The sequence below is a fragment of the Modestobacter sp. SSW1-42 genome, from assembly GCF_046635825.1.
Classification (GTDB): Bacteria; Actinomycetota; Actinomycetes; order Mycobacteriales; family Geodermatophilaceae; genus Modestobacter.
In genome coordinates this window covers 541,031-561,724 of sequence record NZ_JBISCA010000002.1, presented here as the reverse complement: position 1 = coordinate 561,724, position 20,694 = coordinate 541,031, and the positions used below count along the sequence as shown (strand labels likewise).

At 74.3% G+C, this 20,694-nt stretch carries 19 protein-coding genes and 4 tRNA genes; 18 read left to right on the top strand and 5 right to left on the bottom strand.

Annotation, left to right across the window (positions count from 1 at the left end; genetic code table 11):
- Nucleotides 1-32: 32 nt before the first annotated feature.
- Together ACGBYP_RS07955 and ACGBYP_RS07950 are read left to right on the top strand one after the other, a co-directional pair.
- The gene (locus ACGBYP_RS07955; protein ID WP_411582767.1) at nt 33-1,124 is read left to right on the top strand and encodes a polyprenyl synthetase family protein; all 1,092 of its coding nucleotides are present in this window, start codon (nt 33-35) and stop codon (nt 1,122-1,124) included.
- Between the two features lie 21 nt (nt 1,125-1,145).
- Nucleotides 1,146-2,345: a PQQ-dependent sugar dehydrogenase gene (locus tag ACGBYP_RS07950; protein ID WP_411582765.1), complete on the top strand. Its 1,200-nt coding sequence runs from the start codon at nt 1,146-1,148 to the stop codon at nt 2,343-2,345.
- Here ACGBYP_RS07950 and ACGBYP_RS07945 read toward each other — a convergent pair.
- Nucleotides 2,329-2,991, bottom strand: coding sequence for a pyridoxamine 5'-phosphate oxidase family protein (locus tag ACGBYP_RS07945; protein ID WP_411582763.1), 663 nt, complete (start codon nt 2,989-2,991; stop codon nt 2,329-2,331). The genes ACGBYP_RS07950 and ACGBYP_RS07945 overlap by 17 nt on opposite strands.
- Nucleotides 2,992-3,077: 86 nt before the next feature.
- On the opposite strand from ACGBYP_RS07945, the gene ACGBYP_RS07940 reads away from it, so the two are divergent.
- Nucleotides 3,078-4,439, top strand: a complete 1,362-nt coding sequence (locus ACGBYP_RS07940) for a PLP-dependent aminotransferase family protein (RefSeq protein ID WP_411582761.1) — start codon at nt 3,078-3,080, stop codon at nt 4,437-4,439.
- A gap of 57 nt (nt 4,440-4,496) precedes the next feature.
- Here the strand turns inward: ACGBYP_RS07940 and ACGBYP_RS07935 are convergent, their stop codons facing one another.
- The gene (locus ACGBYP_RS07935; RefSeq protein WP_411582759.1) at nt 4,497-5,609 is read right to left on the bottom strand and encodes a 2-oxoacid:ferredoxin oxidoreductase subunit beta; all 1,113 of its coding nucleotides are present in this window, start codon (nt 5,607-5,609) and stop codon (nt 4,497-4,499) included.
- Nucleotides 5,606-7,597 carry a 2-oxoacid:acceptor oxidoreductase subunit alpha gene (locus ACGBYP_RS07930; RefSeq protein WP_411582757.1) on the bottom strand — a complete coding sequence of 664 codons (1,992 nt, stop codon included), beginning with the start codon at nt 7,595-7,597 and terminating at the stop codon, nt 5,606-5,608. The genes ACGBYP_RS07935 and ACGBYP_RS07930 overlap by 4 nt, the downstream gene beginning before the upstream one ends.
- A gap of 214 nt (nt 7,598-7,811) precedes the next feature.
- On the opposite strand from ACGBYP_RS07930, the gene htpX reads away from it, so the two are divergent.
- The gene (gene htpX / locus ACGBYP_RS07925) at nt 7,812-8,690 is read left to right on the top strand and encodes a zinc metalloprotease HtpX (protein WP_411582755.1); all 879 of its coding nucleotides are present in this window, start codon (nt 7,812-7,814) and stop codon (nt 8,688-8,690) included.
- 38 nt (nt 8,691-8,728) lie between these two features.
- On the opposite strand, the gene ACGBYP_RS07920 is transcribed toward htpX, so the two are convergent.
- The gene (locus ACGBYP_RS07920) at nt 8,729-9,220 is read right to left on the bottom strand and encodes a YajQ family cyclic di-GMP-binding protein (protein ID WP_411582754.1); all 492 of its coding nucleotides are present in this window, start codon (nt 9,218-9,220) and stop codon (nt 8,729-8,731) included.
- A gap of 97 nt (nt 9,221-9,317) precedes the next feature.
- Between ACGBYP_RS07920 and ACGBYP_RS07915 the strand changes: the two genes are divergently transcribed.
- Nucleotides 9,318-9,399 (top strand) — tRNA-Tyr (locus ACGBYP_RS07915).
- 47 nt (nt 9,400-9,446) lie between these two features.
- Here ACGBYP_RS07915 and ACGBYP_RS07910 read toward each other — a convergent pair.
- Nucleotides 9,447-9,878: a pilus assembly protein TadG-related protein gene (locus ACGBYP_RS07910; RefSeq protein WP_411582752.1), complete on the bottom strand. Its 432-nt coding sequence runs from the start codon at nt 9,876-9,878 to the stop codon at nt 9,447-9,449.
- 165 nt (nt 9,879-10,043) lie between these two features.
- On the opposite strand from ACGBYP_RS07910, the gene ACGBYP_RS07905 reads away from it, so the two are divergent.
- The 13 genes from ACGBYP_RS07905 (at nt 10,044) to rplK (ending at nt 20,562) form a co-directional block, all read left to right on the top strand.
- A complete protein-coding gene (locus ACGBYP_RS07905) occupies nt 10,044-10,325 on the top strand; it encodes a hypothetical protein (protein ID WP_411582750.1) in 282 nt (93 codons plus the stop codon).
- Complete coding sequence (locus tag ACGBYP_RS07900; protein WP_411582748.1) at nt 10,322-12,358, top strand: hypothetical protein; 2,037 nt, start codon at nt 10,322-10,324, stop codon at nt 12,356-12,358. Before ACGBYP_RS07905 ends, ACGBYP_RS07900 begins: the two co-directional genes overlap by 4 nt.
- 390 nt (nt 12,359-12,748) lie before the next feature.
- Nucleotides 12,749-15,289 carry a putative bifunctional diguanylate cyclase/phosphodiesterase gene (locus ACGBYP_RS07895; protein WP_411582746.1) on the top strand — a complete coding sequence of 847 codons (2,541 nt, stop codon included), beginning with the start codon at nt 12,749-12,751 and terminating at the stop codon, nt 15,287-15,289.
- Nucleotides 15,290-15,433: 144 nt separating this feature from the next.
- Nucleotides 15,434-15,506 (top strand) — tRNA-Thr (locus ACGBYP_RS07890).
- Nucleotides 15,507-15,564: 58 nt separating this feature from the next.
- Nucleotides 15,565-15,638, top strand: a tRNA-Met gene (locus ACGBYP_RS07885).
- A 115-nt stretch (nt 15,639-15,753) separates the two neighbouring features.
- A complete protein-coding gene (gene rpmG, locus ACGBYP_RS07880; RefSeq protein WP_014742879.1) occupies nt 15,754-15,918 on the top strand; it encodes a 50S ribosomal protein L33 in 165 nt (54 codons plus the stop codon).
- 30 nt (nt 15,919-15,948) lie between these two features.
- On the top strand, nt 15,949-16,395 hold the full coding sequence (locus tag ACGBYP_RS07875; RefSeq protein WP_411582744.1) for a MaoC family dehydratase N-terminal domain-containing protein: 447 nt from the start codon (nt 15,949-15,951) through the stop codon (nt 16,393-16,395).
- Nucleotides 16,392-16,814 carry a MaoC family dehydratase gene (locus tag ACGBYP_RS07870; RefSeq protein ID WP_411582742.1) on the top strand — a complete coding sequence of 141 codons (423 nt, stop codon included), beginning with the start codon at nt 16,392-16,394 and terminating at the stop codon, nt 16,812-16,814. Before ACGBYP_RS07875 ends, ACGBYP_RS07870 begins: the two co-directional genes overlap by 4 nt.
- A gap of 20 nt (nt 16,815-16,834) precedes the next feature.
- Complete coding sequence (locus ACGBYP_RS07865) at nt 16,835-18,241, top strand: M1 family aminopeptidase (RefSeq protein WP_411582740.1); 1,407 nt, start codon at nt 16,835-16,837, stop codon at nt 18,239-18,241.
- Nucleotides 18,242-18,395: 154 nt separating this feature from the next.
- Nucleotides 18,396-18,471, top strand: a tRNA-Trp gene (locus tag ACGBYP_RS07860).
- Nucleotides 18,472-18,517: 46 nt separating this feature from the next.
- Nucleotides 18,518-18,985: a preprotein translocase subunit SecE gene (gene secE / locus ACGBYP_RS07855; RefSeq protein ID WP_411582738.1), complete on the top strand. Its 468-nt coding sequence runs from the start codon at nt 18,518-18,520 to the stop codon at nt 18,983-18,985.
- A gap of 43 nt (nt 18,986-19,028) precedes the next feature.
- Nucleotides 19,029-20,039, top strand: coding sequence for a transcription termination/antitermination protein NusG (nusG, locus tag ACGBYP_RS07850; protein ID WP_411582736.1), 1,011 nt, complete (start codon nt 19,029-19,031; stop codon nt 20,037-20,039).
- Nucleotides 20,040-20,133: 94 nt separating this feature from the next.
- Nucleotides 20,134-20,562, top strand: coding sequence for a 50S ribosomal protein L11 (gene rplK / locus ACGBYP_RS07845; RefSeq protein WP_411582734.1), 429 nt, complete (start codon nt 20,134-20,136; stop codon nt 20,560-20,562).
- Nucleotides 20,563-20,694 lie beyond the last annotated feature (132 nt).

Here is a 20,694-nt window from a genome sequence, read left to right as displayed (position 1 = left end):
CCGGGCCGGTGGGTGAGTATCTTCAGCGGACGATGACCGGAGCCGGCACCACCAGCGCACGGGGCGGCGGGAGCGAGACCCAGCGGGACACCCAGCTGTGGCACCGGCCCTCGACCCCGCCCTCGACGATCGGCCCCTGGCTGCCCGAGGGCGAGCTCGGCCTCGCGCTGTCCGCCGCGCTGCTGCGGGTCGAGTCCGCGCTGGTGACCGCGGTGGCCAGCGACCACTCCTTCGTCAGCGAGGCCGCCGGCCACCTGATGGCCGCCGGCGGCAAGCGCTTCCGCCCGATGCTGGCGCTGCTGGCCGCCCAGCTGGGCGACGCCGGGCCCGACGGCGAGGTGGCCGACGAGGTGGTCGCCGCCGCCGTCGTCTGTGAGCTGACCCACCTGGCCACGCTGTACCACGACGACGTCATGGACGAGGCCTCCGTCCGCCGCGGCGCCCCCAGCGCCAACAGCCGCTGGACCAACAGCGTCGCGATCCTGACCGGCGACTTCCTCTTCGCCCGGGCCTCGGACCTGCTCGCGGACCTGGGCCCCGAGGCCGTCCGGGTACAGGCCAAGACCTTCGAGCGGCTGGTCACCGGCCAGTTGCGCGAGACCGTCGGCGCCGGCCCCGGCGAGGACCGCATCGACCACTACCTGGGCGTGCTGGCCGACAAGACCGGCTCGCTGGTGGCCACCTCGGCCCGCTTCGGCGCCACCTTCGCCGGCGCCCCCGCCGAGCTGGTCACCGCCCTCACCGCGTTCGGGGAGGAGGTCGGGGTCGCCTTCCAGCTCTCCGACGACCTCATCGACATCGTCAGCGAGGGCGGGACGTCGGGCAAGCTGCCCGGCACCGACCTCCGCGAGGGCATCGCCACCCTGCCGGTGCTCTTCGCCCTCGCCGGCGACGACCCGGCCGAGGCGCGGCTGCGCGAGCTGGTCGCCGGCCCCGTGGTCGACGACGCCGAGCACGCCGAGGCGCTGGCGCTGCTGCGCTCCTCGGCGTCGCTCGCCCGGGCGACCGCGGTGCTCAACGACTACGCCGACCGGGCCCGCGCCCGGCTCGACGCCGTGCCCGAGGGGCCGGTGCGCGAGGCGCTGTCCGCGCTGTGCACCTACGTGGTCACCCGCACGTCCTGAACCCGGGGCATCCTGGGGCCGGTGAACCGTCCCCGGCTCCTCGCGCTGTCCGCCGTCCTCCTCCTCGCCGGGTGCAGCACCGCACCCGGTGAGCAGGGCGAGGAGGCGGCCACCGAGGTCCCGGACGCCGCCGCCTCCTCCGCACCGGGCGTGCCCGCGCTGACCGTCGACGTCCTCGCCGACGGCCTCGACCACCCCTGGGACGTCGCCCGCGCCCCCGACGGCACGCTGCTGCTCGACGAGCGCGGCGGCGGGTTCACCGCGGTGCTCCCCGACGGGACGGTGCGCGAGCTGGACGCGCCGTTCGACGACCTGTTCGCCGACGGCGAGACCGGGCTGATGGGGCTCACGCTCGACCCCGCGTTCGACCGGGACCGGCGGTTCTACACCTGCCAGGGCGTCGAGACCGACGACGGCGCGGAGATCCAGGTGGTCGCCTGGACCGTCGACGAGCAGTGGACGACGGCCACCCGCGTCGCCGACCCGCTGCTGGGCGGCATCCCGGTCAACGAGTCCACCGGCCGGCACGGCGGCTGCCGCCCGCGCTTCGACCCCACCGGCCAGCTGCTGGTGGGCACCGGCGACAACGCCGTCGGCAGCAACCCGCAGGACCTGACGACCCTGGCCGGCAAGGTGCTGCGCATCGACCCGCGCACCGGTGGGCCCGCGGCCGGCAACCCGTTCCTCGACTCACCCGACCCGGCCACCCGGCTGATCTGGAGCTACGGCCACCGCAACGTGCAGGGCCTCGCCGTCCAGCCCGGCACCGGGACGGTCTTCAGCGTGGAGCAGGGCAGTGACCGCGACGACGAGGTGAACCGGTCCGTCGCCGGCGGCAACTACGGCTGGCACCCCGCGGGGGAGGGCGGCGACTACGACGAGAGCGTGCCGATGACCGACCTCGGCCTGCCCGGTGCGATCCCCGCGGTGTGGTCCTCGGGTGACCCGACCATCGCCGCCAGTGGCGGTGGGTTCCTGTCCGGCCCGCAGTGGGGCGCCTACGACGGCGTCCTGTTGCTGGGCGTGCAGAAGGACACCGGGGTGCTCGCGTTGCGCATCGACGCCGACGGAACGCTGGTCGAGCAGTTCCGCGTCCCCGAGCTGGAGGACTCCTACGGCCGGGTGCGCTCGCCGGTCCAGGGCGACGACGGCGCGCTGTACGTCACCACCGACAACGGCGACGGCGAGGACCAGCTGCTGCGGGTCACCCCGCAGGGTTGACCCGGTCCCGCACCCGCGCCGGGACCGGCACGCCGGCCGGCAGCAGCGGGTCGGGCTCCGGCGCGCCGAACACCGTGCGCACCGGCAGGACCCCGCCCCACACCGGCGCGTCCAGGTCGCGGTCGTCGTCGCCGGGCGGGCCGGTGCGCACCTTGACGCTGGCCTCGGCGAGGTCCAGCGCCAGGACGGCGGTGGCGGCGAGCTCCTTCCGGTCGGGACGGCGGGTGGCGGTCCAGGACCCGGGGGCCAGCTGCTCGGTCAGGGCGGCCAGCCCGCGCTCGCGCTCGCCGGGGTCGGTGACCGTGCGGGCCACGCCGTGCACGACCGCGCAGCGGTAGTTCATCGAGTGGTGGAACGACGAGCGGGCGTAGACGACGCCGTCGACGTGGGTCACGGTGAGGCAGACCGGTGCGCCCGTCGCAGCCGCCCGCAGCGTGGCCGCCCCGGTCGAGCCGTGCAGGTACAGCGTGTCGTCGACGCGGCCGTACCCGGTCGGCAGGACGACGGGTGCGCCGTCGAGCACGACGCCGAGGTGGCCGACCAGGCCGGCGTCGAGCACGGCGTACAGCTCGGCCCGGTCGGTACGGGCCCGCCGCGCGCCCCGGCGCACGGTGCTGCGGTCGGTGGGGGAGAGCGGTGCGGTCACCCGGTGATCATCACCCGGTCGGTGGCCTCCCCGAAGAGCCACCGGGCTGGCATCCTGGCAGGCCACTTCGTCGTCAGGAGCCGCTCGTGGTCGACGTCCCGCCGCTGCCGCTGGACCGCGCCTCGCGGGTGCCGCTTGCGGTCCAGCTGGCCGACGCGCTGCGGGCGGTGACCGCGCAGGGCAGCCTGCGGGCCGGTGACCGGCTGCCCTCCACCCGGCAGCTGGCCACGGAGCTGGGCGTCAGCCGCACCGTCACCGCAGCCGCCTACGACCAGTTGCTGGCCGAGGGCTGGGTCGCCGGGCGGCGGGGGGCCGGCACGTTCGTCGTCGGTGCGCCCGGTCCGTCGGTGCCGGCGGGCCGCCCCGTCCGTGTCCCCGACCCACCGGCGACGGGCACCGACCTGCGGCCCGGAGCGCCCTGCCTGGAGGTGCTCGACCGGGCCGTCTGGCGCCGTGCCTGGCGGGCCGCCGGTGACGAGCCACCCGACGCCGTGACGAGCGCGGCCGGCGCGCCGGCCTACCGCGCCGCCGTCGCCGAGCACCTGCTGCGCCACCGTGGGCTGCCCGCCACCGGCGACGAGGTCGTCGCCACCGCGGGCACCTCGGCCGCCGTCGGCGAGCTGGCCCGGCTGCTGCCACCCGGCGCCCGGGTCGGAGTCGAGGACCCCGGCTACGGGCGGGCCGTCGGGGCGCTGCGCGACGCGGGCGCCGAGGTCGTGCCGCTGCGGGTCGACGACGACGGCCTGGTCGTCGACGAGGTGCCCGCCGGGCTGGCCGCGGTCTACTGCACGCCGGCCCACCAGTTCCCGCTCGGCGGCCGGCTCGCCGCGCCCCGCCGGACGGCGCTGGTCGCCCGCGCCCGCGCCGAGGGGTTCCTGGTGGTCGAGGACGACTACGACGGCGAGCTGCGCTACGACGTGGCGCCGCTGCCGCTGCTGGCCGCGCTCGCCCCCGACGTCGTCGTCCACCTCGGCACCACCAGCAAGGTGCTCAGCCCGACGCTGGGGGTGGGCTGGCTGGTCGCCCCACCCGACGTGCGGGACGCGCTGCTGGCCCGCCGCACCGCCACCGGCACCCGCCCCGCGCGCGCCGGGCAGCGGGTGGTGGCGGCCCTGGCGGCGTCCGGCGACCTGTCCCGGCACCTGCGCCGGCTGCGGCGCGAGCTGCACGCCCGCCGGGACGACGTCCTCGCCGCGGTCGCCGCCGCCGGGCAGCGGGTGCTCGGCGACGAGGCCGGCGCGCACGTCGTCGTCCCGCTGCCCGACGACGCCACCGAGGCGGCGGTGCTGGCCGGGGCCGCGACGCGGGGGCTCTTGCTGGACCCGCTGTCCCGCCACCGGATCGGCGGGCACGGCCCGGCCGGGGTGGTGCTCGGCTGGGCCGCCCCGACCCGGGCGGAGCTGACCGCCGCCCTGCCGGCGCTCCCCGCGGTGCTGCAGGAGCCGTGAACGCCCGTGGCCCAGGACCACGAGGGTCCTGGGCCACGGGCGTTCGACGTGCCGGCGTCAGGCGCTGACGGTCCAGCTGTCGTTGCCGGCGAGCAGGTCGTCCAGCGTGGCGCTAGACTGGGCCGCGGCGTCCTCGAGCTGGTCGGTCATCATCCGGTCGTAGGTGGGCTTGGCCACCGACCGGAAGACGCCCATCGGGGAGTAGCGCAGGTCCTGGCTGGAGAGCCGGGACAGCGCGAACGCGTAGGACGGGTCCTCGCGGTGCGCGTCGTGCACCACGATCTGCGAGGCGTCGACCTGGTTGGTCTCGGCGATTCGCAGGCCGCCGAAGTCGTCGCGGACGACGCAGGAGGCGCCCCCCGGGCCGAACACCAGCGGCTCGCCGTGCACCAGCGGGATGGTCCACATCGGGCCGGTCGCCGGGTCCTTGAGCAGCTCGAAGGCGCCGTCGTTGAAGATGTTGCAGTTCTGGTAGATCTCCACCAGCGAGGTGCCCTGGTGCTCGGCGGCCTGCCGCAGCACCTCGGTGAGCCCCTTGCGGTCGGAGTCCATCGCCCGGCCCACGAACGTCGCGTCCGCGCCCAGGGCGAGGCTCACTGGGTTGAACGGGGCGTCGATCGAGCCCATCGGCGTGGACTTGGTGACCTTGCCGACCTCGGAGGTGGGCGAGTACTGGCCCTTGGTGAGCCCGTAGATCCGGTTGTTGAACAGCAGGATCGTCAGGTTCACGTTGCGGCGCAGCGTGTGGATCAGGTGGTTGCCGCCGATCGACAGCGCGTCGCCGTCACCGGTCACGACCCACACCGACAGGTCGGGGCGGGAGGCGGCCAGGCCCGTGGCGATGGCCGGGGCGCGGCCGTGGATCGAGTGCATCCCGTAGGTGTTCATGTAGTACGGGAAGCGGCTCGAGCACCCGATGCCGGAGACGATGACCATGTCCTCGCGGGCGATGCCGAGGCTGGGCAGGAAGCTCTGGACGGCGTTGAGGATGACGTAGTCACCGCAGCCGGGGCACCAGCGCACCTCCTGGTCGGTCTTGAGGTCCTTGGCCTTGAGGGCGGCGTTCTTCTCACCCGACACCTCGACCGAGGCGGCGATGGCCGCCGAGATCGGGTTGCCGGGCATGCCGAGGTCGTGCACGTGCGCAGAGGTGTGGTCGAGGGCCGTCACAGTGCTGCTCCCGTCGGGGCAGGGGTGTCCAGGATGGTGGTGTCGGTGCGGTCGGCGGTCTCGGACGTCGTCCCGGCGGGGGTGCCGTCGATGACGTCCTGCAGGACGGCGGCGAGCTCGGCGGCCCGGAAGGGCAGCCCGCGCACCTGGGTGTGGCTGTGCACGTCGACCAGGTACTCCGCCCGCAGCACCATGGCCAGCTGGCCGAGGTTCATCTCCGGGCAGACCACGCGGTCGTAGCGGGCCAGGATCTCGCCCAGGTCGGCCGGCAGTGGGTTGAGGTGCCGCAGGTGCACCTGGGCGATCGACCGGCCCGAGGCGCGGATCCGGCGGCAGGCGGCGCCGATCGGCCCGTACGTCGAGCCCCAGCCGATCACCGCGACCCGCGCGTCGCCGTCCGGGTCGTCGACCTCGGTCGCCGGGATCGAGGCGGCGATGCCGTCGATCTTGGCCTGGCGGGTCCGGACCATGAAGTCGTGGTTGTCGGCGTCGTAGGAGATGTTGCCGGTCCGGTCGGCCTTCTCCAGCCCGCCGATGCGGTGCTGCAGGCCGGCGGTGCCCGGCACGGCCCAGGCGCGGGCCAGCGTCTCGGGGTCGCGCAGGTAGGGCAGGAACTCGCCGTCCTCGCCGTTGGGCTCGGTCGCGAAGACCGGGCGCAGGTCGGGCAGCTCGTCCCGGGTCGGCACCGCCCACGGCTCGGCGCCGTTGGCCAGGTAGCCGTCGGACAGCAGGATCACCGGTGTGCGGTAGGTCAGCGCGATCCGGGCGGCCTCGACGGCGGCGTCGAAGCAGTCGCCGGGGGAGCGCGGGGCGATGACCGGCACCGGCGCCTCGCCGTTGCGCCCGTAGAGCGCCTGGAGGAGGTCCGACTGCTCGGTCTTGGTGGGCAGGCCGGTCGAGGGGCCACCGCGCTGGACGTCGACGATCACCAGCGGCAGCTCGGTCATGACCGCCAGGCCGATCGTCTCGGCCTTGAGTGCGACGCCGGGACCGGAGGTCGTGGTGATGCCCAGCGCGCCACCGAAGGAGGCGCCCAGCGCCGCGCCGATGCCGGCGATCTCGTCCTCGGCCTGGAACGTGCGCACGCCCAGCGCCTTGTGCTTGCTCAGCTCGTGCAGGATGTCGCTGGCCGGGGTGATCGGGTACGCGCCGAGGAAGACCGGCAGACCCGACAGCTGCCCGGCCGCGACCAGGCCCAGGGAGAGCGCCTGGTTGCCGGAGATGTTGCGGTAGCGGCCCGGCTCCATCGGGGCGGGCTTGATCTCGTAGGAGACCGCGAAGGCCTCGGTGGTCTCGCCGTAGTTGAACCCGGCCCGGAACGCGGCGATGTTGGCCGCGGCGATCAGCGGCTTGCGGCGGAACTGGCGCTCGAGGAAGCGCACCGTGCCCTCGGTGGGCCGGTGGTACATCCACGACAGCAGGCCGAGGGTGAACATGTTCTTGCTCCGCTCGGCCTCCTTCTTGCCCAGGCCCGAGTCGGCGAGCGCCGCGGTGGTCATCGACGTCAGCGGCACGCTGACCAGCTGCCAGCCCTCGAGGGAGCCGTCCTCCAGCGGGTTGGTGGCGTAGCCGACCTTGGCGAGGTTGCGCGGGGTGAACTCGTCGGAGTCCGCGATCAGCAGGCCACCGCCGGGCAGGTCCATCAGGTTGGCCTTCAGCGCCGCCGGGTTCATCACGACGAGGACGTCGGGGGCGTCGCCCGGGGTCATCACACCGTGGTCGGCGAAGTGCAGCTGGAAGGAGCTGACGCCCGGCAGGGTGCCCGTTGGCGCCCGGATCTCGGCGGGGAAGTTCGGCAGCGTCTTCAGGTCGTTGCCGAAGGCCGCCGTCTCGCTGGTGAAGCGGTTGCCGGTCAGCTGCATGCCGTCGCCGGAGTCGCCGGCCAGCCGGATCACGACGCGGTCGAGGGCCACCACGTCCTTGACCAGGCCGCCGGTGGCGGTGTGGGTCTCGGCAGCATGGAACTCGGCATCGGCTGCGGTGTGCATGCCGGGGGCAACGCCGCTCGCCGCGGGCGTGATTCCGGGGTTGGTGCCAGTCATGTGTGAGGTACCTCCGACCGCTCAGGTTACGTGCGGGTGGCGGCACCGGGATCCCGGTGCGCCCAACGTGAGGCAAGGCACACAGGACAGGCTGTCCTGGCCCGGCGAGCTCACAGCCAGCGCGGGGAACGGGTCTCACCCGGGGGGCGTTCTACCGGGCGTGCAACGGTGGAACAACGGCCTCAAGACGGCGGTCCTCCTCGGCCTGATGGCCGGGTTGATCCTGGCCGCCGGGGCCCTGGTCGGCGGCCGGACGGGGCTGTTCATCGCCCTGCTGATCGCCCTGGGCGTCAACGGCTGGGCGTACTTCAACTCCGCGTCGCTGGCGCTGCGGTCGATGCGGGCGTTCCCGGTCACCGAGACGCAGGCGCCGCAGATCTACGCCATCGTCCGCGAGCTGGCCACCGAGGCCCGCCAGCCGATGCCGCGGCTCTACGTGAGCCCGACCGCGCAGCCCAACGCCTTCGCCACCGGCCGCAACCCGCGCAACGCCGCGGTCTGCTGCACCCAGGGGATCCTGGAGCTGCTCGACCGCCGCGAGCTGCGCGCGGTGCTGGCCCACGAGCTCTCGCACGTCTACAACCGCGACATCCTGATCAGCTCGGTCGCCGGCGCGATGGCCACCGCGATCACCTACCTCGCGCACATGGCGATGTTCGCCTCGTTCTTCGGCGGCCGTCCCGACGACCGCGAGGGCGGGGGTGGGGGTGCGCTCGGCGGGTTGCTGCTGGTGTTCCTGGGGCCGCTCGCCGCCGGCCTGGTGCAGATGGCGGTCAGCCGCAGCCGCGAGTACCAGGCCGACGCCTCCGGTGCCCAGCTGTCGCACGACCCGCTGGCACTGGCCAGTGCCCTGAGCAAGCTCGAGCGCGGCGTGGCCGCCCGGCCGCTGCCGCAGGACGACAGGCTGGTCACCCAGAGCCATCTGATGATCGCCAACCCGTTCCGCGGGCAGGGCATGGCGTCGATGTTCGCCACCCACCCGCCGATGGCCGAGCGGATCGCCCGGCTGCAGCAGATGGCCCGGGAGCTCGACCGCTAGGAGGACCCCCGTCGCGGCGGGGGTCCTCCTGGAGCGCCTCAGCGGTAGTTGTCGAACTGCAGGGCGATCTCGAAGTCCTTGCCCTTGAGCAGCTGCTGGACCGCCTGCAGGTCGTCGCGCTTCTTGCCGCTGACCCGCAGCTGGTCGCCCTGGATCTGCGCCTGCACGCCCTTGGGGCCCTCGTCGCGGATGGCCTTGGCGATCTCCTTGGCCTTGTCCGAGGCGATGCCCTGCTTGATCGTCGCCGAGATCTTGTAGACCCGGCCGGAGGACTGCGGGTCGCCGGCGTCCAGCGCCTTCATCGAGATGCCGCGCTTGACCAGCTTCTCGCGGAAAACCTCGAGCGCGGCGACCACGCGCTCCTCGGTGTCGGCCTGCAGCGCGACACCCTCCTCGCCGGCCCAGGCGATGGTGGCGTTCACGCCGCGGAAGTCGAACCGCTGCGAGAGCTCCTTGGCCGCCTGGTTGAGGGCGTTGTCGACCTCCTGCCGGTCGACCTTGCTGACCACGTCGAAGGACGCATCGGCCATGACTGTCTCCTCTCGCGCACCTGGTGGAGCGGGCTCGACCGGGGACCTCCCCGACCGCCGTCCACCGTCTTGTAAGCTCATCCGGCACCAGCACAGCGGCGGGTTGCCCGAGTGGCCAATGGGAGCGGACTGTAAATCCGTCGGCTTAGCCTACGAAGGTTCGAATCCTTCACCCGCCACACCCGGTGCGACGGCCCCCGACCTCACGGTCGGGGGCCGTCCTCGTTCACGGGACCGTCGGGGCGCGGGCGCTGGCCACGGCGGTGCGCTCCAGCGCGCGGCCGCCCAGGAAGACCCGGTCGAAGGCGATGTGCACCGACCGGGTGCAGCGCACGGTCACCTCGGCGCCGTCGGTCTCCACGGACCAGGAGTCCAGGGTGGTGCCGGCGTCGGCGAGCTGGTCGGCGACCGCGGTCTCGGCGGCGGCCCGGGTCAGCGGCAGCTGGTCGCCGACCCCGCGGGCGTACACCGCCGCCTCGTCGGCCTGGTCGGCCGCGGCCAGGGCGGCGCCGTCGCAGATCGACTGCACCTCCTGCTGCTCCAGGAAGGCGTCGGAGGCCGCGATCCCGCCCAGCACCATCAGCGCCGCCACCAGCCAGCAGACCAGCACGAAGGGCAGCGAGGACCCCGCCTCGGGGTCGGGCCGGCTCGGTCGCACGCCCGGGAGGATAGGGCCTGCCCGGCGCCGGGTCCGCGTCGTCCACCGGTTGTGGACAGCGGCTGTGGACGGTGTGGACGACGGGCGGCATCCGGTGTCGGTCCGGGCCCCACCCTGTGGACGACGTCCGGGGCGGCGCGCCGGCAGGCCGCAGACTCCCCGGTCATGGCGATCGAGGTCCTCCCCGTGGAGCTGTACGCGCTGGCCGGCGTGCTCGACGGTGCGTCCGTCCGCGCGGTCCAGGTCGGTGCCGCGGTCGAGCCGCAGCCGGTCGGTGGTCCGCTGGGCGGTGCGGTGCTCGGGTTCACCGAGACGGTGCGCACCGCGGGCGGCTGCCTGGCCGGTGAGCTGTCCTGGCTGGGTGGCGCCGTGGCCGCCGCCGCGGACTCCTGGCTGCACCTGGACGGCTCGCTGCTGCCGGCGCGCGGGTCCGGGGTGCCCGCGTGAGCACGGTGCTGCCCCCGCCGGTGCCGCTGCCGGACCCGCCCGGGTCACGAGAGGCGCTCGGCGCCGTGGTCGACCAGCTGACCTCCGCCGGGTTCTCGGCCGGGCTCACGGTGCACCTGCTGGAGCCCGCCAGCGCGGTCCCGGGCTGGCAGGGGGCGGACGCCGACGCAGCGGCCGCCGAGATCGCCGCCGCCGGAGCGGTGGCCGCCGACCTGCACGACGCGCTGACCGCCGCAGCGGCGCGGCTGGGCGGCCACGCGGAGCTGTGGTCGTCGGTCCTGGCTCGCGTGGCGTCGCTGCGCGAGGAGCAGCGGCACCAGTTCGCCGTGGCCACGGCCCGGCTGTCCACCGTGCTCGCCGCCGCCCCGGGGCCCGCCCCGTCGACGGCCGCCGCGGTGGTGACCGAGGTCGAGCGGGACGACGCCGCGCGGGGTGCTCAGCACGCCGCCCTGCTCGACGACCTGGCCGACGACGCCGCGCGGGCCGCGGCGGCCCTGGGCTCGCTGAGCGCCCCGTTCGGCGGCAGGGCCGTGCCCGGGGACGTCGAGCGGGTCACCCTGCGGCTGGCCGGGGTGCTGCCCGGCTGGGGCGACGGCGCGCTGACGGCCCTGGGCGTCGAGGCCGCCCGCGACCTCGGAGGCCCGGGCACGGCCGAGGAGCTCGACGCCGCGGCCCGCCGCTGGACCGCCCACGCCTCGGCCCCCGTCTTCGCCGACGCGCTGCTGGGCCGGCTCGGCGAGGACGGTGTGGCCTGGCTGCTCACCGTCCTGGGCGGCCGGTCGGTCCCGGCGGAGCAGGAGCCGCTGGCCGGGCTCCTCGCCGCTGCGGCCGGTGCGGCGGGATCGGGGAGCCGGGCGGCCGAGGTGCTGGGTGCCGTCCGGGTCGACCCGGCCAGCGACGACGGCACGCCCGACGTCGCCGCGGTCGGGATGGGCGTCGTCCTCACCGCGCTGGCCGCCGGCGGGCGGGCGGGGAGCGGCGCAGCGCTGGCCGCCGGCTGGGGACGGCAGGTGCTCGCCCGGGAGAGGGCGCAGGGCGCGACCGCGGTGCAGCGCACGACTGCGACCCGCGCCGACCCGGTGGCCGCGGCGCTGTCGGTGCTGGCCGCGGCGGGCGACCCGGCCGCAGCGGCGGCACTGCTGGCCGGGCCGGAGGAGTGGACGGGGCTGCTCGCCCGGCAGTGGCCGGCCGGCGCCGGCGACCTGGCGCAGGTGGTCGGCCTGGCCGCCCGGGCGCCGGGCGCTCCGCAGGTCGCCGCGTCGGTGCTGCACGCGCTGGGGCAGGGCCTGCGCCCCGGCACGGCGGAGCTCGTGCTGGTCGACGGCGCCACGCTCACGGCGGTCGGCGGGGCGGTCGCGGACCTGGTGGCGGGCCAGGTCGAGGTCGTCCTGCCGGTGCTCGGCGCGGCCACCGGCCCGGGCGACGGGGGAGTGGACCCCGCGACCGACACGGCGCTGCGCGGCCTGGGCCACCTGCTGGCCGATGACGACCGGGTGCGGACCGTCGGCGCCGCCGTGCGCGCCGCGCTCGCCGCCGGCCCGCCCGGACCGGCGGCCGGGCAGGTGGCGGGCGGCTTCGTCGCCGTGGAGGAGTACGGGCAGCGCATCGGCCACGTGCTGGCCTGGAGCAGGGAGCACGAGCGGGCCGTCGACCGGGAGGTCCTCTGGACCATGGCGGTGACCGGGCCGACCACGCTGGTCCGTGGACTCCCCGGTGAGGTGGTGGGGGAGCTGGCCGGGGCCGCCCAGGAGTGGCTCGGTTTCGACGGGACCGTCGACATCGGCCCGGACAGGGGCGCCAGCTACGCGGCCTGGGACGCCCGCCGGTGGGCCGGGGCCGTGCTCGCGGCGGACGGCGCCGGGTCGCCGGACGTCGGCGGGGCGGCGGAGGCCGGCTTCGCCCGCACGACCGCGGTGCTCGGCCGCCCGGCGCCGCCGGGGACGTCCGTCCTGGACCAGTGGGAGGACGTGCACGGCGACCTGCTGGAGCCCGAGGAGCGCAGTGAGGGGCCGGCTGCGCGGCCGGGTCACTGACGTAGACCGAATGTTCACCTACCGTGAGTAGCGACACACTCGACGCGCTTCACCCGGTGGAGTCAACGCTTGCCCCGTGTGGGTGACACCTTGCAATCTCCCCATTGCGGTCTGTGCCGGACGACGCTCTGCCCCCGCGTGGGCGGCTGCCGCGCCTCCCGTCGGCTGTCCTCTTCCAGGAGATCCCCATGTCTGTCGCCCTCACCTCCTCCGTCTCCGCCGCTGCTGCCGCCCAGAACTGGAAGTGGGGCCGCAACTGGAAGTGGGGTCGCTGACCTCGAGGCGGTGACGAGGGCACCCGTTGGTGGGAGGGTGCCCTCGAAACGCCCTGGAGGGAGGTGGTCGCTGTTACCTTTCGACCGAGAGCCGCCTCCCACAGACAGGCCCACGTTGTCCCAGTCCGGCGCCCCCGAGCACAAGGGGGCCACCCTCTCCGCGCGACCGTGGACGATCGCCCTGTCGGGTGCGGCCGTCGCGGCCGTGCTGGCTGCGGTCACGCTGCCGGGTTCGTGGTCCACGCCTGAGCTGTGGGCGGTGGGCCTGCTCCTGGTCGGTCTGCTGTTCACCGAGTCCGTCCAGTTCGACGTCGAGTTCCGTGACCAGACCATCTCCTTGTCGCCCACCGAGGTGGCCGTCGTCGTCGGTCTGGTCGAGGTCGGTGGGTTCTGGACCGCCGCCGCCCGAGCCGTCGCGGTCGTCGCGGTGCTGCTGTGGCAGCACTGGCCACCACCGAAGATCGTCTTCAACATCGCGCTGTCCGTCGCGGAGGTGTGCGTCGCGCTGGCGGTGCTGTCGGTGATGCCGCCGCTCCGGATCGAGGAGCCGGTCAGCTGGTTGTCGCTCGTGCTGGCCGTGCTGGCCACCGGGCTGGTCAGCATGGTCGGGGTCAGCTACGCCGTGGCGCTGACCGACGGCTGGCCCGGGTGGAAGCTGCCGCTGGCTGCGGCGCCCAATCTCGCGCTCGGCCCGCTCAGTGTGGTCGTCGGGGTCATCGCCCTGCTGCTCACCCGCCAGACCTCGTGGACGTGGGCGCTCATCGTCCCGCTCGTCCTCTCCTTCGTCGCCATCTTCCGGCAGTCGGCGCGGGCCCGTCGTGACCGGGCGACCGTCCAGCAGGTCTACGACTTCGCCCGTCGGGTCGAGTTGGTGACCCCGGACGAGGCGGGCACGCGCGACATCGTCCGCGCCGTCCGCGAGCTCCTCAACGCCGACCGGGTGGCGCTCTGGCTCCCGCCCTACCTCGACGACGGGCCCCAGCTGGTCGTCGACAGCGCCGACGGCGACCTCAGCTGGTACGACGGCCCGGGCGACCCCGACGACCTCCTCCGCCGCCGGGCGGTGACCCGGGAGACCGGCCGGCCGGTGCTCACGTCGCTGGCGCGCGCGGACGAGGCCGAGGCCGCCGCCCTGACCCGGCGGGGCGCCCGCGAGGTGCTCGGCGCGCCGGTGACCACCGCGGCTGGTGAGCCGGGCTACCTGGAGGTCTGCGACCGGCGCAGCGACGTCGTCACCTTCGGCGACGGCGACCGCGGTGCGCTGGAGTCGATGCTCACCCACGTCAACGCCGCGATCCGCCAGCAGCAGCTGCTCAGCCAGATCCGGCACGACGCCGACCACGACCGGCTGACCGGGCTGCCCAACCGGCAGCGGCTGGCCGCCGAGATCGACGCGCTGCTCGCCGCCGACCCCGCCGACGCCCGTGCCGGGCTGGTGCTCGCCGCGCTGGACGGCTACACCGACGTCACCGACACCCTCGGCCACGCGGCCAGCGACGAGCTGCTCCTGGTCACCGCGGGACTGCTGCGCGAGCACGCCCCGCCGCAGGCCGTCGTCGCCCGGATGGAGGGTGGCCAGTTCGCCGTCCTGCTGCCCGGACTCTCCCTGCAGGCCACCGAGCGGGCTGCCCGCCGGCTGCGCGAGGCCGCCTCGACCCGGGCGCGCGTCGCCGGCCTGGACCTGGAGGTCTCGCTCACCATCGGGGTGGCCGCCGCGCCGGTGCACGGCTCGGACGCCGGCACGCTCATCCAGCGCGCCGACGTCGCCCTGCTGGCCGCGCACACCTCCGCCGGGGTCGCCACGTACCACCCGGTGCTCGACCAGCAGAGCCTGCGCCGGCTGCAGCTGGGCACCGAGCTGGAGACCGCGATGGCCGAGGGGCAGATCAGCGTCGTCTTCCAGCCGATCATCGACAGCCGCACCGCCGACATCGTCTCGGTCGAGACGCTGGTCCGCTGGCACCACCCGCGCTACGGCGACATCCCGCCCGAGGACTTCATCAGCCTGGCCGAGCAGATCGGCCGGATCGGTCTGCTGACCGACCACGTGCTGGGGCTGGCGCTCGACCGGTGCCGCCGCTGGCTGGACCAGGACATCGCGCTCTCGGTGGCCGTGAACCTGTCCGCGCGCTGCCTGGTCGAGCCCGACCTCGTCGACCGCATCCGCAGCGCCCTGCGCGAGCACGGCGTCCCGGGTGAGCTGCTCACCCTCGAGCTCACCGAGGGCAGCGTCGTCGACGACACGGTGCGCAACAGCACCGTCCTGGCCGACCTGCACGCGCTGGGGCTGCGGCTGTCGATGGACGACTTCGGCACCGGCTACTCGTCGCTGTCCCAGCTGCGGCTGCTGCCCATCGACGAGCTGAAGATCGACAAGTCCTTCGTGCTGGGCATGTCGACCAGCCAGAACGAGTCGTTCATCGCCCGCTCGATCGTCGAGCTGGCGCACAACCTGGGCCTGCGGGTGGTCGCCGAGGGTGTCGAGGACGAGGTCACCCGCGACCTGCTGGCCCAGATGGGCTGCGACAAGCTGCAGGGCTTCCTGGTGAGCCGGCCGCTGCCGGAGGACCGGCTGGAGGGCTGGCTGCTGGCCCGGACCGGGGTGCGGTCGGCGCCGCCGGGCGCCACCCACCGGCGGCTGTTCGTGCGGACCTGACCGCCGAGCACGTCGTCCGCGGGTCCCCGGCGAGCCTCCCGGCAGGGCCGCGCGGGGTGCCTGTTACAGTCTTCGAGCGCGGTCGAGGGGGGCCGCCGAGTCGCCCACAGCGACTTGGTAGAGTCTCCATCGCTTCCGAGCAACGCCCCTTTAGCTCAGTCGGCAGAGCGTCTCCATGGTAAGGAGAAGGTCTACGGTTCGATTCCGTAAAGGGGCTCGTAGGATCGAGTTCTGACCACCGGTCCAGTCGCGAGACCCGGGCCGTGCGGTCACCCGGCGGTGTAGCTCAGCCTGGTAGAGCAAACGGCTCATAATCGTTGTGTCACCGGTTCAAGTCCGGTCACCGCTACTCCTGACGGACCCCGCCAGCCGGGGTCCGTCGTCGTGTCCGGCCCCTGCCGGACACGGGCACGACCCGAAGAGCGTCGAGACCTCTCGACCACCGACAAGGCGAGGATGCACCCATGGCAGCCACAGACGTCCGTCCGAAGATCACCCTGGCCTGCCAGGAGTGCAAGAACCGCAACTACATCACCCGCAAGAACCGGCGGAACGACCCCGACCGGATCGAGCTGAAGAAGTACTGCCCGACCGACCGGAAGCACACGGTCCACCGCGAGACGCGCTGACCGCACGGTCGTAGGGGAGAGGGCGGGAGCATGGCGCTGGACGCAGGACTGGTCGGGCGCAGCTACCCGCCCTCTGCCGTCTACGAGGTCGGGCGGGAGAAGATCGCCGAGTTCGCCACCGCGCTCGGCGACCCCGACCCGGTCTACCGGGACGCCGCGGCCGCACGCGCCCTCGGTCACCCCGACGTGATCGCCCCGCCCACCTTCGCCATCGTGCTGAGCCTGGGTGCCGGCAACGTCGTGGTCGAGGACCCCGAGGTCGGCATCGACTACAGCCGGGTCGTGCACGGCGAGCAGCGGTTCACCCACCACCGCCCGATCCGGGCCGGTGACCGGCTCGTCGCCACCGCCACGATCGACGCGGTGCGCACGGTGGCCGGCAACGACATGCTCACCACCCGGGTCGACCTGGCCACCGAGGACGGCGAGCCGGTCTGCACCACCCACTCCATGCTCGTCGCCCGGGGCGCGGCATGAGCCCCCGCCCGGTCGGCGTCGAGGTCGGCACCGAGCTGCCCGAGCAGGTCTCCCGCGTCACCCGCGCCGACCTGGTGCGCTACGCCGGCGCCTCCGGTGACCTCAACGTCATCCACTGGAACGAGCGGGTCGCCCGCGAGGTCGGCCTGCCCGGCGTCATCGCCCACGGCATGCTCACCGCCGGCCTCGCCGCCCGCGCCGTCACCGCCTGGGCGGGTGACCCGGGGGCGGTCGTCGAGTACTCCGTGCGCTTCAGCAGGCCGGTGGTCGTCCCCGACGACGCCGACGGCGCGGAGCTCACCGTGCGCGGCCGGGTCGCCGCCCTGCTGGACGACGGCCGGGTGCGGGTCGACCTGACGGTCACCAGCGGCGGCGAGAAGGTCCTGTCCCTGGCCCGCGCCGTCGTCGCGCTGGCCTGAGCCCCGCCCGGCGGACCACGATGCGCCGGCGCCTGACCCCGCTGGCCCTCGCCGTGCTGCTCCTGGGCGCAACCGGGTGCACCGGGCAGGGCGCCGCCCCCGGGTCCCCGGCCGCCGCGTCGTCACCGGCTGGGTGCGCCACTGGCCGGGCGTCCCCCGACCCGGACCGGCCGGTCGTCGACCTCGCGTTCTCCCTGGCCGACGACCGGCGGACGGTCACCGGCACCGAGACCGTCGTCTTCACCCCGGACCTGCCCACGGCCGAGCTGGTGTTCCGGCTGGTCCCCAACGGGCCGGACGCCACCACGCGCGGCAACCGGCTGACCGTCGACGCCGTCCGCGGGGCCGACGTCGCCGGGAGCGGGTACGAGGGCGCCGGGGCGGGCGACCCGGGCGGCCGGTACGTCCTCGCCCTCACCCGCACCCTGGCGGCCGGGGAGTCCACCGAGGTGGCTCTGGACTTCACGCTCCGGCTCGGCGGGGGTGGCTTCGAGCGGCTCGGCACCGCGCCCGACGTCTCCTGGTGGGGCAGCGGGGCGCCGCTGCTGGCCTGGGAGCCGGGGGTGGGCTGGGCGCGGAACCCGTTCACCGCCCTCACCGGGGAGACCACGAGCAGCCCGGTCAGCGACACCACGGTCTCGGTGGAGGCGCCGGCCGAGCTCACCGTGCTGATGACCGGTGACCAGGGCGAGCCGACCCGGGCCCGCGACGGCCGGCGCACCTGGACCTCGCACGAACCCGTCGCGCGCGACGTCAGCGTGGCCGCCGGGGTGTTCACCACCGCCGACACCGACGTGGACGGCGTCCGGGTGACCGCCGGCGTGCTGCCCGGCGCCGGCCGGGACCCGGCCCGGCTGGCCCGGGTGACCGCCGCGGCGGTCGAGACGCTCAGCGGGCGGTTCGGCCCGTTCCCGTACGCCACCCTGACCGTGCCGTGGCTGCCGGACCTCGGCGGCGGGATCGAGTACCCGTCCTCGGTCCTGCTGGCCAGCGCCGACGAGCAGGTGCTGGTGCACGAGGTGGCGCACATGTGGTTCTACGGGATGGTCGGCGACGACCAGTTCCGCGACCCGTGGCTGGACGAGTCCTTCGCCAGCTACGCCGAGTCGGTCACCCGTGAGCCGCCGGCGGCGCAGGTGGCCGGGGCGCTGGCGGCCGAGGGGGACGTCGGCGGCTCGATGGCCGACTTCCCCGACGACCGCAGCTACGTCCGGGCGGTCTACGGCAAGGGTGCGGCGATGCTGCTCACCGCCCGGGAGCGGGTCGGCGCGGCGGCCTTCGACGCGGCGCTGCGCTGCTACGTCGACGCGGCCGCCTGGACGACCGCCACGCCCGCCGACGTGGCCGACGCCCTGGCCGGCCTGCCCGCCGCGCTGACCGTGCTCGAGGAGGCGGGTGCGCTGGACCCCGACGACCTGCCCCGGTGAGGGCGCCGACGGGCGTGTTCGCCGTCCCGGGAGGCGGTCCCGTACACTCGACCGCTGGGGCCAGTCGGACCCCGCCACCGGCGTGCCCCGGGGGCTCCTCCCGGGGAGCGTCACGCAGCACGGATCGCGCCGCACGCGGGCCCGTTCCTCCCCTAGGGGTGTAGCTCAATTGGCAGAGCAGCGGTCTCCAAAACCGCAGGCTGCAGGTTCAAGTCCTGTCACCCCTGCCACCGTCCGACCGACCGAAGAGAGCCCGACCGACGTGAGCGAGGCGCTGTGAGCGACAAGGACGGCGAGCCGACCCGGCCCGACGCCGAGCAGCCCGGCGTCGACCCGCTGGACGCCGACGCCCCCGGTGTCGACGACGCCGCGGAGCTCGAGGCGGCCGAGGCGGAGATCGCGGACGAGGCCGAGCACGACGAGGACAAGACGGTCGCACCGACCCGGCGTCGCGGTCGTGCGGCCACCCGGCCGGCGAACCGGACCGAGGGTGGGGCCACCGCTGCGGGCACCCGCTCGCGGGCCGAGGCCGAGCGGGCCCGTGCCGCGGAGCTGCGTCGCAAGCGCAGCATCGGCCGCTTCCTCCGCGAGGTCGTCGCCGAGCTGCGCAAGGTCATCTGGCCCGGTCGCAAGGAGCTCATCACCTACACGACCGTCGTGATCATCTTCGTGGCGTTCATGGTCGCCCTGGTGGCCGGCCTCGACATCCTCTTCGCGCAGGGCGTGCTCGCCGTCTTCGGCTGACCGCCCCCAGCGACTGCACCGCCCTCCAGAAGGAAGAGACCCTGTGACCGACCCCCGTGAGCCCTTCGAGACCGACAGCGCCGTCGAGGCCATCGACCTCGACGACGCCCGGTTCGACGTGCGCGGCAGCACCGACCTCGAGACGGGCACCGACGACAGCACCGGGTCCGCCGAGGGATCGGTCGACACCGCCGACCAGGACACCGACACCGAGGACGCCGACGTCCTCCCCGACAGCGAGTCCGGCGTCCGCCAGACCGGCGCCGTCGAGGGGGCGCTCGACAGCCCGGACCTGACCGCGGACAACCCGATGGGCGACGCGCCCGTCTCGGGCAACGCCAACAGCAGCCGCGGCTCCGTCGACGACGCCCTGGTCGGCGACCCGACGGCCGAGCCGGCGCCCGACCACGAGCCGCTGGTGACCGACGCCCTCGAGACCGCGGTGGCCGAGGAGCAGGACCCGGCCGAGGCGCTGCGCAGCACGCTGAAGGGCCAGTTCGGCGACTGGTACGTGATCCACTCCTACGCGGGCTACGAGAACAAGGTGAAGACCAACCTCGAGTCCCGGATCACGTCGCTGGACATGGAGGACTACATCTTCCAGATCGAGGTGCCCACCGAGGAGGTCACCGAGATCAAGAACGGCAAGCGGACCCAGGTCAGCCGCAAGAAGCTGCCCGGGTACCTGCTCGTCCGGATGGACCTCAACGACGAGTCGTGGGGCGCGGTGCGCAACACCCCCGGCGTCACCGGCTTCGTCGGCGCGACCTCCAAGCCCTCCCCGCTGAGCATCGACGAGGTCGTCAACCTCCTGGTCACCGCCATCCCGGAGACGTCGGCCGCCGCGACCGAGGCGGCTCCCGCCGCCAGCCCCGCCGCCGTCGCCGAGTTCGAGGTCGGCGAGTCCGTCACCGTCATGGACGGCCCGTTCGCGACGCTGCCGGCCACCATCAACGAGATCAACCCCGAGCAGCAGAAGCTGCAGGTGCTGGTCTCGATCTTCGGCCGCGAGACCCCGGTCGAGCTGTCCTTCACGCAGGTCTCCAAGATCTGAAGGAGGACCCCCTCGCCCCCCACCCCTCGCGAGCTCGGGGTGGGACCCCACGAGGGGGCCGAACCGTTCCACGTCTACAACTGAGAAGGAAGTCATGCCCCCCAGGAAGCGGTTGACCGCGGTCATCAAGCTCCAGATCAAGGCCGGCGCGGCCACCCCCGCGCCGCCCGTGGGTCCGGCGCTCGGCCAGCACGGCGTCAACATCATGGAGTTCTGCAAGGCCTACAACGCGGCCACCGAGGCGCAGCGCGGCGACATCGTCCCCGTCGAGATCTCGGTCTTCGAGGACCGGTCCTTCACCTTCATCACCAAGACGCCCCCGGCAGCCCGCATGCTGCTGAAGGCCGCCGGTGTGGAGAAGGGCTCGGGCGAGCCGCACAAGACCAAGGTCGCCACGGTCACCCGTGACCAGGTCCGCGAGATCGCCACCGTGAAGATGGAAGACCTCAACGCCAACGACCTCGAGCAGGCCGAGAAGATCATCGCCGGCACCGCCCGGTCGATGGGCATCACGGTCAAGTGAAGGACCCTCTCGCCCCCCACCACGAGCGAGCTCGCGGCGGGGCCCTGCGAGAGGCCCGCACGACCCAGCAGTAGTGGGAGGGCCTCGCCGGCCCGTTCACCACAGGACCCCCGGTAGCGGGGGAGAGGAGCA

Bases quoted from the DNA above. Each gene is read 5' to 3' on its own strand.
- ACGBYP_RS07905 (WP_411582750.1), top strand. From the start codon at position 10,044: ATGGCGATCGAGGTCCTCCCCGTGGAGCTGTACGCGCTGGCCGGCGTG.
- ACGBYP_RS07865 (WP_411582740.1), top strand. From the start codon at position 16,835: ATGCGCCGGCGCCTGACCCCGCTGGCCCTCGCCGTGCTGCTCCTGGGC.
- rplK (WP_411582734.1), top strand. From the start codon at position 20,134: ATGCCCCCCAGGAAGCGGTTGACCGCGGTCATCAAGCTCCAGATCAAG.
- rpmG (WP_014742879.1), top strand. From the start codon at position 15,754: ATGGCAGCCACAGACGTCCGTCCGAAGATCACCCTGGCCTGCCAGGAG.
- ACGBYP_RS07875 (WP_411582744.1), top strand. From the start codon at position 15,949: ATGGCGCTGGACGCAGGACTGGTCGGGCGCAGCTACCCGCCCTCTGCC.
- ACGBYP_RS07930 (WP_411582757.1), bottom strand. From the start codon at position 7,597: ATGCACACCGCAGCCGATGCCGAGTTCCATGCTGCCGAGACCCACACC.
- ACGBYP_RS07920 (WP_411582754.1), bottom strand. From the start codon at position 9,220: ATGGCCGATGCGTCCTTCGACGTGGTCAGCAAGGTCGACCGGCAGGAG.
- ACGBYP_RS07870 (WP_411582742.1), top strand. From the start codon at position 16,392: ATGAGCCCCCGCCCGGTCGGCGTCGAGGTCGGCACCGAGCTGCCCGAG.
- ACGBYP_RS07955 (WP_411582767.1), top strand. From the start codon at position 33: ATGACCGGAGCCGGCACCACCAGCGCACGGGGCGGCGGGAGCGAGACC.